The organism is Curtobacterium sp. MCBA15_004, from assembly GCF_001865055.2.
Lineage (GTDB): Bacteria > Actinomycetota > Actinomycetes > Actinomycetales > Microbacteriaceae > Curtobacterium.
Genome location: NZ_CP126266.1, coordinates 3,120,409 through 3,137,009 on the forward strand (window position 1 = coordinate 3,120,409; position 16,601 = coordinate 3,137,009).

At 67.0% G+C, this 16,601-nt stretch carries 8 protein-coding genes and 3 rRNA genes; all 11 read right to left on the minus strand.

All coding sequences use genetic code 11. The features are described 5' to 3' along the window. Positions 1-1,141: 1,141 nt before the first annotated feature. Positions 1,142-1,258: ribosomal RNA gene (gene rrf / locus QOL16_RS14660) — 5S ribosomal RNA — on the minus strand. A gap of 137 nt (positions 1,259-1,395) precedes the next feature. Continuing rightward, positions 1,396-4,521: ribosomal RNA gene (locus tag QOL16_RS14665) — 23S ribosomal RNA — on the minus strand. Positions 4,522-4,989: 468 nt separating this feature from the next. After that, a 16S ribosomal RNA gene (locus QOL16_RS14670) occupies positions 4,990-6,511 on the minus strand. Together the 16S, 23S and 5S rRNA genes form the textbook arrangement of a ribosomal RNA operon. 678 nt (positions 6,512-7,189) lie before the next feature. Further along, complete coding sequence (tyrS, locus tag QOL16_RS14675; RefSeq protein ID WP_071285860.1) at positions 7,190-8,503, minus strand: tyrosine--tRNA ligase; 1,314 nt, start codon at positions 8,501-8,503, stop codon at positions 7,190-7,192. 123 nt (positions 8,504-8,626) lie between these two features. Next, positions 8,627-9,415, minus strand: coding sequence for a DNA-3-methyladenine glycosylase (locus tag QOL16_RS14680; protein WP_083395203.1), 789 nt, complete (start codon positions 9,413-9,415; stop codon positions 8,627-8,629). Then, entirely contained in the window at positions 9,412-10,860 is a 1,449-nt protein-coding gene (argH, locus tag QOL16_RS14685; protein WP_071285862.1) for an argininosuccinate lyase, read from the minus strand. Before argH ends, QOL16_RS14680 begins: the two co-directional genes overlap by 4 nt. Before the next feature lie 172 nt (positions 10,861-11,032). Continuing rightward, entirely contained in the window at positions 11,033-12,121 is a 1,089-nt protein-coding gene (locus QOL16_RS14690) for an argininosuccinate synthase domain-containing protein (RefSeq protein WP_071285864.1), read from the minus strand. Positions 12,122-12,162: 41 nt separating this feature from the next. Then, on the minus strand, positions 12,163-13,140 hold the full coding sequence (gene argF, locus QOL16_RS14695; protein WP_071285866.1) for an ornithine carbamoyltransferase: 978 nt from the start codon (positions 13,138-13,140) through the stop codon (positions 12,163-12,165). Further along, the gene (locus QOL16_RS14700; protein WP_071285868.1) at positions 13,137-14,357 is read right to left on the minus strand and encodes an acetylornithine transaminase; all 1,221 of its coding nucleotides are present in this window, start codon (positions 14,355-14,357) and stop codon (positions 13,137-13,139) included. The genes argF and QOL16_RS14700 overlap by 4 nt, the downstream gene beginning before the upstream one ends. Beyond that, the gene (gene argB / locus QOL16_RS14705; RefSeq protein WP_254780339.1) at positions 14,354-15,427 is read right to left on the minus strand and encodes an acetylglutamate kinase; all 1,074 of its coding nucleotides are present in this window, start codon (positions 15,425-15,427) and stop codon (positions 14,354-14,356) included. Before argB ends, QOL16_RS14700 begins: the two co-directional genes overlap by 4 nt. After that, positions 15,427-16,578, minus strand: coding sequence for a bifunctional glutamate N-acetyltransferase/amino-acid acetyltransferase ArgJ (gene argJ / locus QOL16_RS14710; RefSeq protein WP_071245374.1), 1,152 nt, complete (start codon positions 16,576-16,578; stop codon positions 15,427-15,429). Before argJ ends, argB begins: the two co-directional genes overlap by 1 nt. Between the last annotated feature and the right edge of the window lie 23 nt (positions 16,579-16,601).

A 16,601-nucleotide genomic window follows, 5' to 3' on the forward strand; every position in this document is an offset into this window, starting at 1 on the left:
ACGGCTCACGGCTCACGGCTCACGGCTCACGGCTCACGGCTCACGGCTCACGGCTCACGGCTCACGGCTCACGGCTCACGGCTCACGGCTCACGGCTCACGGCTCACGGCTCACGGCTCACGGCTCACGGCGATGGTGCTCCCCGCCGGCCTCGTATGCAAGCGCCGGCGGCCTCGAGGGGAACCACCGCGATCAGCTCGAAGGCAGCTCGCCTCGACCTGTGGCCGAACAGGCGGAAGATGTTGCCGCGGCGACGAACACCGTCACGACCGCCCGTGCCTCGGCACAGCTGACCCGTCGTGACCCCATCGCCGGAACACCCGCGAGAGAGCGCAGCCACAAGCTGCGCTGGGCGACTTGCCGGTCCCGACTCCTCCGGCGGCCGAAGCCGGCCCGAGCTTCTCGACCGGCCGACGCTCCACGCCGCCGAGTCGATGTACGGGCGACGTGAACGCTCGGTGTGCGTCCCTCGTCACGGTGCATCGGTGCAGAGCTGGAACCCGGCCCCGTCGCGAGGATCGGCTCCAGCGTCCGAACGCCGCAGCGACGGGTGCTAACCGTTCATCGGTTGCAACGCACACACCGCCACGACGGACGCCGCGACCTTTCCCCGCCCGCCCATCCTCGAGCGCCGGCCCGCGACGGTTCTGACGTGTACCTGCCCGATCCGTCGCACCCGACGAGGGAATGTCGCGATCGGGCGTCGTTCCCCGGCTTCTCGAGCGGCGGGTCCTGATCGAGATCCGATCAACGAGCCGCCGGCCGACTCCGGCCGCGCCCCGTGAAGGGTGGCGCCCTGCAGTGCTCGGGGCGTGGGCGGGCGCAGGGCAGGTGGACCGACCGGGACGTCCCCGACGGGCCCGACACCTCAGCAGGCAGAAGCGCACACGGCCAGCGCGCAAGGCCAGGCGCAGGTGCAGGTGCAGGTGCAGCTGCCAACACCCGTGCCAGCGCAGGTGCGGGTGCGAGTGCGGGTGCAACGCATGAAAGCCCTCGAAACGAAGAAGACCCCTGGCCGTCTTGGCCAGAGGTCGCCCGTGTACGCAGAAGGCCCCTGACCGTCACGGCCAGAGGCCCCGTGAAACGCAGAAAACCCCTGACCATGAATGGTCAGGGGTTCCCTGGTCGTACGTGAAGTTGAGTCCGGCGGCGTCCTACTCTCCCACAAGGTCCCCCTTGCAGTACCATCGGCGCTGAGAGGCTTAGCTTCCGGGTTCGGAATGTGACCGGGCGTTTCCCTCTCGCTATGACCACCGGAACACTGTCGACCCGAAACGGATCAAACACTGTTCCTTCATGCTGGTTCAGCTGAAGTATTCAGTTTGATTCCCGATCGTCTGTCGGGAACCACAAAGTGGACGCGAGCCCCCACCACAAGGGTGGGGAAATAATTGTGTTGTCAAGTCTTCGGCTTATTAGTACCGGTCAGCTCCACGGGTCGTTAGTCCCCGCTTCCACATCCGGCCTATCAACCCAGTAGTCTGCTGGGAGCCTCTCACACTCAAGGTGCATGGAAATCTCATCTCGAAGACGGCTTCCCGCTTAGATGCTTTCAGCGGTTATCCGGTCCGAACGTAGCTAATCAGCGGTGCCCTTGGCAGAACAACTGACACACCAGAGGTTCGTCCATCCCGGTCCTCTCGTACTAGGGATAGATCTTCTCAAATTTCCAACGCGCGCGCAGCGGATAGGGACCGAACTGTCTCACGACGTTCTAAACCCAGCTCGCGTACCGCTTTAATGGGCGAACAGCCCAACCCTTGGGACCTACTCCAGCCCCAGGATGCGACGAGCCGACATCGAGGTGCCAAACCATGCCGTCGATATGGACTCTTGGGCAAGATCAGCCTGTTATCCCCGAGGTACCTTTTATCCGTTGAGCGACAGCGCTTCCACAAGCCACTGCCGGATCACTAGTCCCGACTTTCGTCCCTGCTCGACCTGTCAGTCTCACAGTCAAGCTCCCTTGTGCACTTACACTCGCCACCTGATTGCCAACCAGGTTGAGGGAACCTTTGGGCGCCTCCGTTACTCTTTGGGAGGCAACCGCCCCAGTTAAACTACCCATCAGGCACTGTCCATGAACCCGATCAGGGTCCTACGTTAGACATCCAAAGTGACCAGAGTGGTATTTCAACAATGACTCCACGAACACTAGCGTGCCCGCTTCACAGTCTCCCACCTATCCTACACAAGCCACTCCGAACACCAATACCAAACTGTAGTAAAGGTCACGGGGTCTTTCCGTCCTGCTGCGCGTAACGAGCATCTTTACTCGTAGTGCAATTTCGCCGAGTTCGCGGTTGAGACAGCTGGGAAGTCGTTACGCCATTCGTGCAGGTCGGAACTTACCCGACAAGGAATTTCGCTACCTTAGGATGGTTATAGTTACCACCGCCGTTTACTGGGGCTTAAATTCAGAGCTTCGCCCGAGGGCTAACCCTTCCTCTTAACCTTCCAGCACCGGGCAGGCGTCAGTCCGTATACATCGTCTTGCGACTTCGCACGGACCTGTGTTTTTAGTAAACAGTCGCTTCCCACTGGTCTCTGCGGCCTTCAACGCTCACGGAGCAAGTCCGGTCACGTGTCCGGCCCCCTTCTCCCGAAGTTACGGGGGCATTTTGCCGAGTTCCTTAACCACGATTATCTCGATCTCCTTGGTATTCTCTACCTGACCACCTGAGTCGGTTTCGGGTACGGGCGGCTGCAACCTCGCGTCGATGCTTTTCTCGGCAGCATAGGATCACTGATTTCCCCTTACGGGTACGCGTCGGATCTCAGGCGTACAGACGACGGATTTGCCTATCGTCAGCCCTACATCCTTACACCAGGTTCACCTTACGGATACCATCGCCTGGCTCAGCTACCTTCCTGCGTCACACCTGTTCATACGCTAGCCGCACCAGCATGGGGTCGAGCGTTAGACCGGACACCATCACCCCGAAGGGATCCGACGAACCGGGTTAGGACTCTTAGCACCACTGGATTAGCTTGGGCGGTTGTTCGCCGGTACGGGAATATCAACCCGTTGTCCATCGACTACGCCTGTCGGCCTCGCCTTAGGTCCCGACTTACCCAGGGCGGATTAACCTGGCCCTGGAACCCTTGGTCTTTCGGAGGACGGGTTTCTCACCCGTCTTTCGCTACTCATGCCTGCATTCTCACTCGTGTGGCGTCCACGGCTGGATTACTCCGCCGCTTCACTCGCCACACGACGCTCTCCTACCACTCCGCACGACTGAACCACGAAGGCTTGTCTGTGTGCGAAATCTACAACTTCGGCGGTGTGCTTGAGCCCCGTTACATTGTCGGCGCGGAATCACTTGACCAGTGAGCTATTACGCACTCTTTCAAGGGTGGCTGCTTCTAAGCCAACCTCCTGGTTGTCTGTGCAACTCCACATCCTTTCCCACTTAGCACACGCTTAGGGGCCTTAGTTGGTAGTCTGGGTTGTTTCCCTCTCGACGATGAAGCTTATCCCCCACCGTCTCACTGCTGCGCTCTCACTCACCGGCATTCGGAGTTTGGCTGACGTCAGTAACCTGTTGAGGCCCATCGGCCATCCAGTAGCTCTACCTCCGGCGAGAAACACGCAACGCTGCACCTAAATGCATTTCGGAGAGAACCAGCTATCACGAAGTTTGATTGGCCTTTCACCCCTATCCACAGCTCATCCCCTCCATTTTCAACTGAAGTGGGTTCGGTCCTCCACGACGTCTTACCGTCGCTTCAACCTGGCCATGGATAGATCACTTCGCTTCGGGTCTAGGACATGCGACTGAATCGCCCTATTCAGACTCGCTTTCGCTACGGCTGCCCCACACGGGTTAACCTCGCCACATATCACTAACTCGCAGGCTCATTCTTCAAAAGGCACGCCGTCACCCCTACTAAGGAGGCTCCGACGGTTTGTAAGCAAACGGTTTCAGGTACTATTTCACTCCCCTCCCGGGGTACTTTTCACCTTTCCCTCACGGTACTTGTCCGCTATCGGTCATCTGGGAGTATTTAGGCTTATCAGGTGGTCCTGACAGATTCACACGGGATTTCTCGGGCCCCGTGCTACTTGGGATACACATCCGGCCATAACACCATTTCGTCTACGGGGCTGGCACCCACTACGGCCCGGCTTTCAAACCGGTTCGACTATGATGCGCTGTAACCGCCCCAGTCCGGCAGAACTGAGTGACGTGTCCCAACCCCGACCATGCAACGCCCGCCGGCTATCACACATGATCGGTTTAGCCTCATCCGCTTTCGCTCGCCACTACTCACGGAATCACATGTTGTTTTCTCTTCCTGTGGGTACTGAGATGTTTCACTTCCCCACGTTCCCTCTACCCGCCCTATATATTCAGGCGGGAGTCACCAGGTCACAAAAGCGCCTGGCGGGGTTTCCCCATTCGGAAATCCTCGGCTCACAGCTCGATTATCAGCTCCCCGAGGCTTATCGCAGATTTCTACGTCCTTCTTCGGCTCCAGATGCCAAGGCATCCACCGTTTGCTCTTAGAAACTTGACCACAAAGATTAAAATTGCGATCCAACGCCAACCACAACCACCAACCGAAGCCGGCGATCATGCGATGACGCGAATCTAAAGATGCTCGCGTCCACTGTGTAGTTCTCAACATACGATCGGCACCATCCTCCACCAACGCAACCGCGCCGGCATCACATGGCCCACTCGAAGACCGCGTCCCCAGCACCACCCACACAGGGCAGCACCAGACGGCTCAACCCCCAACCACAACGGGCCGGGAAGCCTGGTCCCTCAGGACCCAACAACGTGCACCAGATGCTCACCACACCCCGACCCCTTCCAACCAACCGCGAACGATCGATGTACTGACGCCGAGAGCATGACTCCCACCTGCACTGTCAATGTTCCACCCATGAGCTACCCGTCGGACACGTTCGGTCCGAACCGGGCGCCTGGACCCACCCCACACCTGCATCTGCAGACACGAGACGAGCCAGATGCTCCTTAGAAAGGAGGTGATCCAGCCGCACCTTCCGGTACGGCTACCTTGTTACGACTTAGTCCTAATCACCGATCCCACCTTCGACGGCTCCTTCCACAAGGGTTAGGCCACCGGCTTCGGGTGTTACCGACTTTCATGACTTGACGGGCGGTGTGTACAAGGCCCGGGAACGTATTCACCGCAGCGTTGCTGATCTGCGATTACTAGCGACTCCGACTTCATGAGGTCGAGTTGCAGACCTCAATCCGAACTGAGACCGGCTTTTTGGGATTCGCTCCACCTTACGGTATCGCAGCCCTTTGTACCGGCCATTGTAGCATGCGTGAAGCCCAAGACATAAGGGGCATGATGATTTGACGTCATCCCCACCTTCCTCCGAGTTGACCCCGGCAGTCTCCTATGAGTCCCCGCCATAACGCGCTGGCAACATAGAACGAGGGTTGCGCTCGTTGCGGGACTTAACCCAACATCTCACGACACGAGCTGACGACAACCATGCACCACCTGTACACCGACCACAAGGGGGCGACCATCTCTGGCCGTTTCCGGTGTATGTCAAGCCTTGGTAAGGTTCTTCGCGTTGCATCGAATTAATCCGCATGCTCCGCCGCTTGTGCGGGCCCCCGTCAATTCCTTTGAGTTTTAGCCTTGCGGCCGTACTCCCCAGGCGGGGCGCTTAATGCGTTAGCTACGACACAGAAACCGTGGAAAGGTCCCTACATCTAGCGCCCAACGTTTACGGCATGGACTACCAGGGTATCTAATCCTGTTCGCTCCCCATGCTTTCGCTCCTCAGCGTCAGTTACGGCCCAGAGATCTGCCTTCGCCATCGGTGTTCCTCCTGATATCTGCGCATTCCACCGCTACACCAGGAATTCCAATCTCCCCTACCGCACTCTAGTCTGCCCGTACCCACTGCAAGCCCGAGGTTGAGCCTCGGGATTTCACAGCAGACGCGACAAACCGCCTACGAGCTCTTTACGCCCAATAATTCCGGACAACGCTTGCACCCTACGTATTACCGCGGCTGCTGGCACGTAGTTAGCCGGTGCTTTTTCTGCAGGTACCGTCACTTTCGCTTCTTCCCTACTAAAAGAGGTTTACAACCCGAAGGCCGTCATCCCTCACGCGGCGTTGCTGCATCAGGCTTTCGCCCATTGTGCAATATTCCCCACTGCTGCCTCCCGTAGGAGTCTGGGCCGTGTCTCAGTCCCAGTGTGGCCGGTCACCCTCTCAGGCCGGCTACCCGTCGTCGCCTTGGTGAGCCATTACCTCACCAACAAGCTGATAGGCCGCGAGTCCATCCCCAACCAAAAAATCTTTCCACTACCAGACCATGCGGCCAGTAGTCCTATCCAGTATTAGACGTCGTTTCCAACGCTTATCCCAGAGTCAGGGGCAGGTTACTCACGTGTTACTCACCCGTTCGCCACTAATCACAGAAGCAAGCTCCTGATCATCGTTCGACTTGCATGTGTTAAGCACGCCGCCAGCGTTCGTCCTGAGCCAGGATCAAACTCTCCGTAAAAAAATTACAACCAACACCGAAGTGTCAGCGAGTTGAAACTGACTGTTGACTGTCCACTGGACAATCTTCAATCCAAAAGGAATTGTCTCCGACCCGACCAACCAAAAGGCCAGCCAGGCACGAGGTCAATAAATTGGCATTGACAATGTGCACGCTGTTGAGTTCTCAAGGACCAGACGCACCCACCGCTCGACCCGGTCGAACCGGATTCCGCCAGAGGGGCTTGTGTACTTGGTTGCCACCGGCAACGCGTCGGACCGAGGTCCTGTGGCTCATCCCGTAGGAGAGGGCCGGTGGAGTAGTCATCCTAGGCGTCGGAGCGAACGAGTGCAAGACCCGATCTGAACTCCAGTGGAGGATGGCCCCCACTTGAGGCCGGCAGGCTCTGGGCTCTCGCTCCAGCCGCTCCGCCGCACCTTTGGGGTGACGAGAGGAAACTATACGCAGCGTTCGGAGGCCTGGCCAACACCGGCCCCATCCCGGGCGTGTCGCACTGTGCAACACCGTGGGCGGCCCGGGACCGCGATCCCGAGCGCCCCCGGACGCGACGACGCCCGGCACCCCTCGTCGGAGAGCCGGGCGTCCGCAGGAACGCAGTACCTCAGGACCTCAGGACCTCGGGACTGCAGGGCCGCAGGGCCGCAGGGCCGCAGGGCCGCAGGACCGCAGGACCGCAGGTCAGCCGATCGTCACACCGGCGAGGGTCTTCTTGCCACGGCGGAGCACCACGACACCGGCCGGCAGCGCGAGCGCACCGATGGTCGCGGTCGCATCGGTCGCACGGACGTTGTTCACCGAGACCCCGCCCTGGTCGATCGCCCGCCGGGCCTCCCCCAGCGACTTCACGAGCCCGGTCTCGACCAGGGCGCGCGCGACGTCGACGTCACCGCCCAGCACGACCGAGCCCGGGAGCTCGGCGATGGCCGACCGCAGGGTGCGGTCGTCGAGTGCGCCGAGGTCGCCGTTGCCGAAGAGCGCGGCCGACGCATCGATCGCCGCCCGTGCCGCATCGGCGCCGTGGACGGTCGTCGTCACGTCGAGCGCGAGCGTCCGCTGCGCTTCGCGACGGAACGGCTCGTCCGCGACGGCCCGCTCCAGGCGCGCGATCTCGTCCCGGGTCAGGAAGGTGAACTCCCGCAGTCGCGCGACGACGTCGGCGTCCGACGTGTTGAGCCAGAACTGGTAGAAGGCGTACGGCGAGGTCATCTCCGGGTCGAGCCAGATCGCGTTGCCCTCGCTCTTGCCGAACTTCGTGCCGTCGGAGTTGGTGATGAGCGGGGTCCCGAAGGCGTGTACCGACGCCCCCTCGGACCGCCGGATCAGCTCGGTCCCGCTCGTCAGGTTGCCCCACTGGTCGGACCCGCCGGTCTGCAGGGTGCAGCCGTACTGCCGGTAGAGCTCGCGGAAGTCCAGCCCCTGCAGGATCTGGTAGCTGAACTCGGTGTAGCTGATCCCGGCGTCGGACTGCATCCGCGCGGCGACGGCGTCCTTCTTGAGCATGCTGTTGACGCGGAAGTACTTGCCGACCTCCCGCAGGAAGTCGATCGCCGACAGCGGCGCGGTCCAGTCGAGGTTGTTCACCAGACGGACCGCGTTGTCGCCCTCGGGGCTGAGGAACCGGGACACCTGCCCCTGGAGGCGGGTGACCCACTCGGTCACGGTCTCGCGCGTGTTCAGGGTGCGCTCGGCCGTGGGTCGCGGATCGCCGATGAGACCGGTCGAGCCCCCGACGAGGGCGAGCGGCTTGTGGCCAGCCAGCTGGAGTCGCCGCATGGTGAGCAACTGCAGCAGGTTGCCGCAGTGCAGGGACGGAGCCGTGGGGTCGAAGCCGCAGTAGTACGTGACCGGCTCGCCGTCGAGGGCCTCCTGGAGTGCCGTCTCGTCGGTGGAGACGTGCACCAGACCGCGCCAGCGCAGTTCGTCCCACACCGAGGCGAAGGTGGGGTCGTTCCGCTGGCGTGTCAGGACATCGTGATCGGTAGCGCTGGACACACCACGATCGTAGCGGCGCCTCCGCGCCGACGGCGCCGGCCGGGAGGCCCGCCCCACCCACCCACGGGCGGATCACCTGCTCCGGCGGGGACTCCGGCGTCCGGAGGGGGACGTCGGCTCGCCTCAGTCGACGGCGCCCTTGTGCCGTCGGTACGACGAGACGGTCGGGTCGCCCGTCAGCCACCAGCGCCACGGGAAGGACGCGCCGCCGGCAGTGCCGCCGACGCCGACGCGCGGTCCGCGCGAGATGCGGCGCACGCCCGGCCGCACGTCCTCGGACAGGAGCTCCTCGACCACCGCAGCCGGCGGGGCGGCGGCGAGCCGCGCCTCCAGGCCGGGTGCCAGGGTGAGCACGTACGGGCCGGACCCGTCGAGCAGCGACGTCCCGTCGTCGGTGCCGAGCACCGTGCCGAGTGCCTGGCCGAGGTTGCCGGGGCCCCGTGCGAGTGCGGCGCTCGGCACACCGTCCCCGCGCCGTTCCCGGGCGACGGGTCCACCGTCGACGACCTCCGCGGCGCGGAGGAGCGAGCCGGACGAGGTGCCCTCGGCGGCGCTCACCACGTTGACGCAGGTGTGGATGCCGTACGAGCGGTAGGCGTACAGGGTGCCCGGGCCTCCGAACAGGTGGCGGTTGCGCTCGGTCATGCCCCGGTGCCCGTGCGAACCGGGGTCGGTCGGGCCCCAGTACGCCTCGACCTCGGTGATGCGCAGCGTCACGCCCTTGCCGGCGATGGTCGCGCCGAGCAGTCCCGGCGCCGAGGTCGGTGCCGGGAGCTCGAGCAGGGAGCGGAGTGCTGCGGTCGCCGCGGTCCCTCCGGCCGTGGTGTCCGCCGCGTCCTCCCGGCCTTCCGCGCCTTCCGCGCTCGTCGCGCTCGTCGCGCTCGTCGCGCTCGTCGCTTTCGTCGCGGTCATCGCGCGAACGGCGCTCCGGCGGCGAGGGTTCGGACGCGGGCGGTGAGCGACGCGAGCTGCTCGGCGACGCGGTCCGGCGCGGTACCGCCGACACCGGCGCGCGAGGACACGCTGCCCTCGATCGTGAGCACGCCGCGCACCGCCGGGGTGAGGTGCTCCGACACGGCGCGGTACTCGTCGTCGGTGGGGGCGTCGAGCTCGATGCCGCGCTCCTCGCAGTACCGGACGAGTGCGCCGGAGACCTCGTGCGCGTCGCGGAACGGGACGCCCTCGCGGACGAGCCACTCGGCGACGTCCGTCGCGAGCGAGAAGCCCTGGGGGGCGAGCTCCGCCATCCGGTCGGTGTCGAAGGTCAGCGTCGCGACCATGCCGGTGAACGCGGGCAGCAGGACCTCGAGCTGGGCGACCGAGTCGAAGACCTGCTCCTTGTCCTCCTGCAGGTCGCGGTTGTAGGCGAGCGGCAGGCCCTTCAGGGTGGCGAGCAGGCCGGTCAGGTTGCCGATGAGCCGGCCCGACTTGCCGCGCGCGAGCTCCGCGATGTCCGGGTTCTTCTTCTGCGGCATGATGCTCGAGCCGGTCGAGAACGCGTCGTGGAGGCGGACGAAGCCGAACTCCTTCGTGTTCCAGAGGATGACCTCCTCGGCCAGGCGGGACACGTCGATCCCGACCTGCGCGAGCACGAAGGCGAACTCGGCGACCACGTCGCGAGCAGCGGTCGCGTCGATCGAGTTGTCCGCCGGCCGGGCGAAGCCGAGCTCGTGGGCGATCGCCGCGGGGTCGAGTCCGAGCGAGCTCCCCGCGAGGGCACCGGCACCGTACGGGCTCACGCTCGCCCGGTCCGCCCAGTCGCGGAGGCGCTCGAGGTCGCGGACGAGGGGCCAGGCGTGCGCGAGGAGGTGGTGCGCGAGGAGCACCGGCTGCGCGTGCTGCAGGTGCGTGCGGCCCGGCATGATCGCCGTCGGGTGCTCGCTGGCCTGCTGCGAGATCGCGTCGACGAGGTCGATCACCATGTGGCCGATGCGGCGCGCGTGGTCGAGCATGTGCATCCGGCCGAGGGTCGCGATCTGGTCGTTCCGGCTGCGCCCGGCGCGGAGCTTGCCGCCGAGGGCCGGACCGACGTCGGCGATGAGCAGCCGTTCGAGGGCGCCGTGCACGTCCTCGTCGGACGGGTCGGGCTGGAGGGTGCCGTCGGCGTGCGCCTCGGCCAGGCGGTCGAGCCCGGCGAGCATGCGGTCGAGCTCGTCGACGGTGAGGTACCCCGCACGCTGCAGGGCCCGCGCGTGGGCACGCGACCCGGCGATGTCGTACGGCGCGAGCTGCCAGTCGAAGTGCGTGGACCGCGAGAGTGCCGCGAGCTCGGCGCTCGGGCCGTCGGCGAAGCGGCCGCCCCAGAGGGCGCCGGTGTTGGTGGCGTCGGTCTTGGTGTGCTGGTCAGCGTCGCTCATGTCGTCCTGCGTCGTTCGTGGGTGGCGGATCGTGCGTGGTGCGGTCGGTCGTGCGTGGTGCGGTCGGTCGTGCGTGGTGCGGTTGGTCGTGCGTGGTGCTGCGGGACGTGCGGGTGGTCGTGCGTCCTGCTGTTGGTCGTGCGTCCTGCTTGTTGCTGGCGGGGGGCGTCGCTCAGTTCGCGCGGTCGCGGCGGGCGGCGGTCCGGCCCGGTCGGGACCAGGCCTCAGCCAGCGTGGGCGGGCCACCGTCGGTCGGACCCGCGAGCTCGTAGTCGTACAGGCTCTGGTCGGACCGGCGCCCGGTGACGGCCGCGGTCCCGCCGTGCAGGCGGAGTCGGACGTCTCCGGAGACGTGCTGCTGGGTGTGCTCGACGAACGCGTCGGCCGCGCGGCGCAGACCCGAGGCCCACCGTCCGTCACCGACGCACGCGGCCCACTCGCGGTCCAGGACCTGCTTGGTCCGCAGCAGGTCGCGCTCGAGGGTCAGGCGTTCGAGGTCGGCGTGGGCCGTCACGAGCGCGGTCGCCCCCGGGGTCTCGGTGACCCGGCGGACCTTCCGGCCGTCGACGAGGTCGGCCACGACGTCGTGCCGGCCGATGCCGTGCCGTCCGGCGAGGGCGTCGAGCTCCTGCAGCAGGCGCACCACGGGGAACCGCTGCCCGTCGAGCGCGACCGGGACGCCGTGCTCGAAGGTGACGAGGACCTCGTCCGGCTCCGCGCCGGGCTCCGGGTCCTGGGTGCGGGCCCAGTCGCCGCCGGCCGGTCCCGCCCAGGGGTCGTCGAGGTCTCGCGCGGACACGACGCGACCCCAGAGGTCCTGCTCGCCGGGTGCCACCGGGGCGGCGTCGAGGGACTCGACGCGGAGGTCCGGGTCGAGTGCACCGACCGTCGCGACCAGGGCCACGTCGTCCGGTGTCGAGGTCGCGTGCGCGACCGCCGACGCACCGAGCCGCCGTGCCGTGGACACGAGGTGCGACGCCACGAGCGGCCGACGCAGCCCGGGCACGAGCGCGTGCTGCGCGCAGCTGGCGTTCGCGCGGACCGCCGGGACGACGTACTGCTCGGCGAACTCGGCCTTGGCGTCGACGACGAGGGCGTCGACCGCGCCGGCCGCCCGTGCCCGCTCGCGGACGGCCGCGACCTCGCGCCCGCGGCCACCGACGTCGACCACGAGCGCGACGACCTCGTACCGGGCGAACTGCGCCACGGCGGCGGTCGGGTCGACGCCGGCGGACGCCGCCACGACGATGCGGTCTGCCACGGTGCTCCCTCGGGTGCGGTGTCGGTGCGGTCGGGTGCGGGTCAGGCGGCGGGGGCGGTCGCGGTCGCGCCGGTGGCGCTCGCCGGGGCGCCGGTCGCGCTCGCTGCGAGCAGCCAGGCGAGCAGGGCCTTCTGCGCGTGCAGACGGTTCTCCGCCTCGTCCCAGATGATGCTGCGGGGCCCGTCGATGACCTCGGCGGTGACCTCGTACCCGCGGTCGGCCGGCAGGCAGTGCATGAAGACCGCGTCGTCGACGGCGTGCGCCATCATCGCGTCGTCGACGCGGTACCCGGCGAAGGTCTCGAGGCGCGACTGCTTCTCGTCCTCCTTGCCCATCGACACCCACGTGTCGGTGACGACCACGTCGGCGCCGGCCACGGCGGCGACCGGGTCGGTCACGACGAGCACCGAACCGCCCGTCTCGGCGGCACGACGTTCGGCGTCCGCGACCACCTGGGGGGACGGGCTGAACGCCGCCGGGGCCGCCACGCGGACGTGCATGCCCGCGGTCGCCCCGGCGAGCAGGTACGACTGCGCCATGTTGCTCGCGCCGTCACCGACGAACGCCACGGTCTGCCCGGCCAGCTCGCCGCGGTGCTCGCGGATCGTCAGCAGGTCGGCCAGGAGCTGGCACGGGTGGAAGTCGTCGGACAGGGCGTTGACGACGGGCACGCGGGTGTCGGCGGCCATCTCCTCGAGGCCGGACTGGGCGTACGTGCGCCACACGATCGCGGAGACCATGCGCTCGAGCACCCGGGCCGTGTCGGACGGGGTCTCCTTGCCGCCGAGCTGGCTGTTCGCCGTCGTGATGACGAGCGGACTGCCGCCGAGGTCCGAGATGCCGACGTGGAAGGACACCCGGGTGCGGGTGGAGGACTTGTCGAAGATCACGGCGACGGACTGCGGGCCGGCGAGGGGCTTCTCACCCCAGCGGTCGCGCTTCATCTGCTCGGCGAGGTCGAGGATCGCGGACTGCTCGGCCTGCGTGAGGTCGTCGTCGCGGAGGAGGTGGCGGGTCATGCGGTCTGCTCCTGGGCGGCGACTGCCGCGAGGCTCTGGCCGAGGATCGTCACGAACTCGTCGATCTCGGCATCGGACACGATGAGCGGCGGCGCGATGCGCAGGCTCGACTCGTTGGCGGCGTTGATGATGAGGCCCCGCTCGAGCGCCGCGGCGTTCACCGCGGGGCCGACCGGCGCGGAGAGACCGACGCCGATGAGCAGGCCCGTACCGCGGACCTCCTCGACGAGGGGCGATCCGAGGCTCGCGATGCCAGCGCGGATCCGCTCGCCCTTCGTGACCGCGCCGGCCACGAGGTCGGCGCGCTCGATCTCGGCGAGGACGGCGTTCGCCACGCGGGTCCCGAGCGGGTTGCCGCCGAAGGTCGACCCGTGCTGGCCGGCCGAGAACAGCTCCGAGGCCCAGCCGAAGGTCACGAGCGCGCCGATCGGGAAGCCGCCGGCGATGCCCTTGGCGATGGTCACCGCGTCGGGCGTGAAGCCGTGGCCCTGGAACGTGAACCAGTTGCCCGTACGTCCGACGCCGGTCTGGATCTCGTCGAGGACGAACAGCGCGCCGTGCTCCTCGGTCAGCCGACGCGCGGCGAGCAGGAAGCCCTCGGGCAGGTCGACGACGCCGGCCTCGCCCTTGATCGGTTCGACGATGAGGGCGGCCACGGTGTCGTCGATCGCGGCCTCGAGCGCCTCGACGGTCGAGTCGATGTGCTCGACCCCGGGGACCATGGGCAGGAAGTCCTGCTGCAGCGCGGGCTTGCCGGTGAGGGCGAGCGCTCCCATCGTGCGGCCGTGGAAGCCCTGCTTCAGCGCGAGGATGCGGGTCTTGCGGCCGTCCGCCCCGCGGTTGAGCCGCGCGAGCTTGAACGCGGCCTCGTTCGCCTCGGCACCGGAGTTGCCGAAGTACACGCGGCCGGCCTCGCCCGCGCCGGTGATGCGCTTCAGCCGCTCGGCGAGTTCGAGCTGCGGGGGCGTCGCGAAGTAGTTCGAGACGTGCACGAGCTTCGCGGCCTGGTCGGCGACGGCCTCGACGAGTGCGGGGTGGGCGTGCCCGAGGGAGTTCACGGCGATCCCGGCGAGGAAGTCGAGGTACTCGTTGCCCTCGACGTCCCAGACGCGGCAGCCCTGGCCACGCTCGAGCATGATCTTCGGCGGGGTCAGGGATCGCATGAGCGACGCCCCGAACCGGTCGTTCCAGGTCTCGGTCTGCGTCTCGGTGCTCACTGCTCGTGCCCTTCCTGTGCGGTGTCCGTGGTGGTCGCGCTCGTGCCGGCTGCCGGGGCGCCGGTGTCGGTGCGTGCTGCGTGTCGCCCCGGGTCCGCGGCGGACTCGGGGACGCGTCGGCCGACCTCGGCGTGGGTGTTCTGGTTCTCGGTGCGGCGGCTCGGGTCCGGGATGACCTCGGTGCCGGCACCGCGCAGCGTGAAGACCTCGAGGAGGATCGAGTGCGGGATCCGACCGTCGATGATCGTCGCGCCGCCGACCCCGCCCACCACGGCGTCGAGGCACGCGGTCATCTTCGGGATCATGCCGGACTCGAGGCTCGGCAGGAGTTCCCGGAGTTCGTCGACCGCGATGAGGTCGATGATCGAGTCGCGGTCCGGCCAGTTGCGGTACAGCCCCGGCACGTCGGTCAGCATCATGAGCTTCGCGGCGCCGAGGGCGATCGCGAGCGCACCGGCCGCGGCGTCGGCGTTGACGTTCAGCGCCTGGTCGGGGTGGGCGTCGTCGATCGCGATGCTCGAGACGACGGGGATGCGCCCGGCCTCGATCGCGGCGAGCACACCCGACGGGTCGACGTGCGTGATGTCCCCGACGTGGCCGAGGTCGAAGTGCTCGCCGTCGACGACGACGCCCTTCTTCTCGCCGGTGAAGAGCGAGCCGCCGTCACCGAAGACCCCGACGGCCAGGCCGTCGCCGTGTTCGTTGACGAGGTCGACGATCTCGCGGTTGACCTCGCCGGCGAGCACGTCGCGGACGACCGTGATCGCCTCGGTCGTCGTGACGCGGTACCCGCCGCGGAACTCGGACTCGATGCCCTGTTCCTTGAGCGCCGCGGAGATCTGCGGACCGCCGCCGTGCACGACGACCGGGTGCAGCCCGGCGTACCGCAGGTAGACCATGTCCTCGGCGAACGCGCGCTTGAGGTCGTCGTTCACCATGGCGTTGCCGCCGAACTTCACGACGACGGTCTTGCCCGAGAACCGCTTCAGCCACGGCAGGGACTCGATGAGCGTCGCGGCCTTGACGGCGGCGAGCTCGTGGGCTTCTTCCTTTGTCTGTCCGGTGGTCATCAGCTGGAGTACGCGCTGTTCTCGTGGACGTAGTCGTGCGTCAGGTCGTTCGTCAGGATCGTCGCGGCGTGCGGGCCGACGCCGAGCTCGATGAGCACGTGGCAGTCCCGCGGCGTCAGGTCGACCTCGTCGACGGGCCGGTCCGGCGCGCCGGCGTGGCAGACCCGGACGCCGTTCATCGAGACGTCGACCGCGTACGGGTCGAACGCGGCGTCGGTCGTGCCGATCGCGGCGAGCACGCGGCCCCAGTTCGGGTCGTTGCCGAACACGGCGGCCTTGAAGAGGTTGTTCCGGGCGACGCTGCGCCCGACCGTCACGGCGTCGTCCTCGGACACGGCGCCCGTGACCTCGATCGTGATGTCGTGGCTCGCACCCTCGGCGTCCTGCTGCAGCTGCCGCGCCAGGTCGGCGCAGACGGCGGTCAGGGCTTCCTGGAAGTCGCCGACCTCGGGCGTCACGCCCGAGGCGCCGGAGGACATCAGGACGACGGTGTCGTTCGTCGACATGCAGCCGTCCGAGTCGACGCGGTCGAAGGTCACGCGGGTCGCCGCGCGGAGCGCCTGGTCGAGCTCGTCGGCGCTCTGCACCGCGTCCGTGGTGATGACGACGAGCATGGTGGCGAGCCCGGGCGCGAGCATGCCGGCGCCCTTCGCCATCCCGCCGACGGTCCAGCCGTCCTCGGTCACCGCCGACTGCTTGGCCCGCGTGTCCGTCGTCATGATCGCCGCGGCCGCGTCGGGACCGCCGTCCGTCGAGAGCGCTGCGGCGGTCAGGTCCACGCCACGCAGCACGCCGTCGCGGAAGGTCTGGTCGCCGCGCCCGATGAGCCCGGTCGAGCAGACGACCACGTCGCCCGCACCGACGTCGAGGGCGTCGGCGACGGCCTCGGCGGTCAGGTGCGTGGTCTGGAAGCCGAAGGGGCCGGTGAAGCAGTTCGCGCCGCCCGAGTTGAGGAACACGGCGCGCGCGACGCCGTCGCCGACGACCTGGCGCGACCAGATCACCGGGTGTGCCTGCGCCCGGTTGCTCGTGAACACGGCGGCCACCGCCGACTGCGGTCCGTCGTTCACCACGAGGGCGACGTCGGGGGTGCCGCTCGCCTTGAGGCCGGCGGTCGCACCCGCGGCCCGGAAGCCCGCGGCGGCGGTCACACCCTGTCCACCAGCGGCTCCTC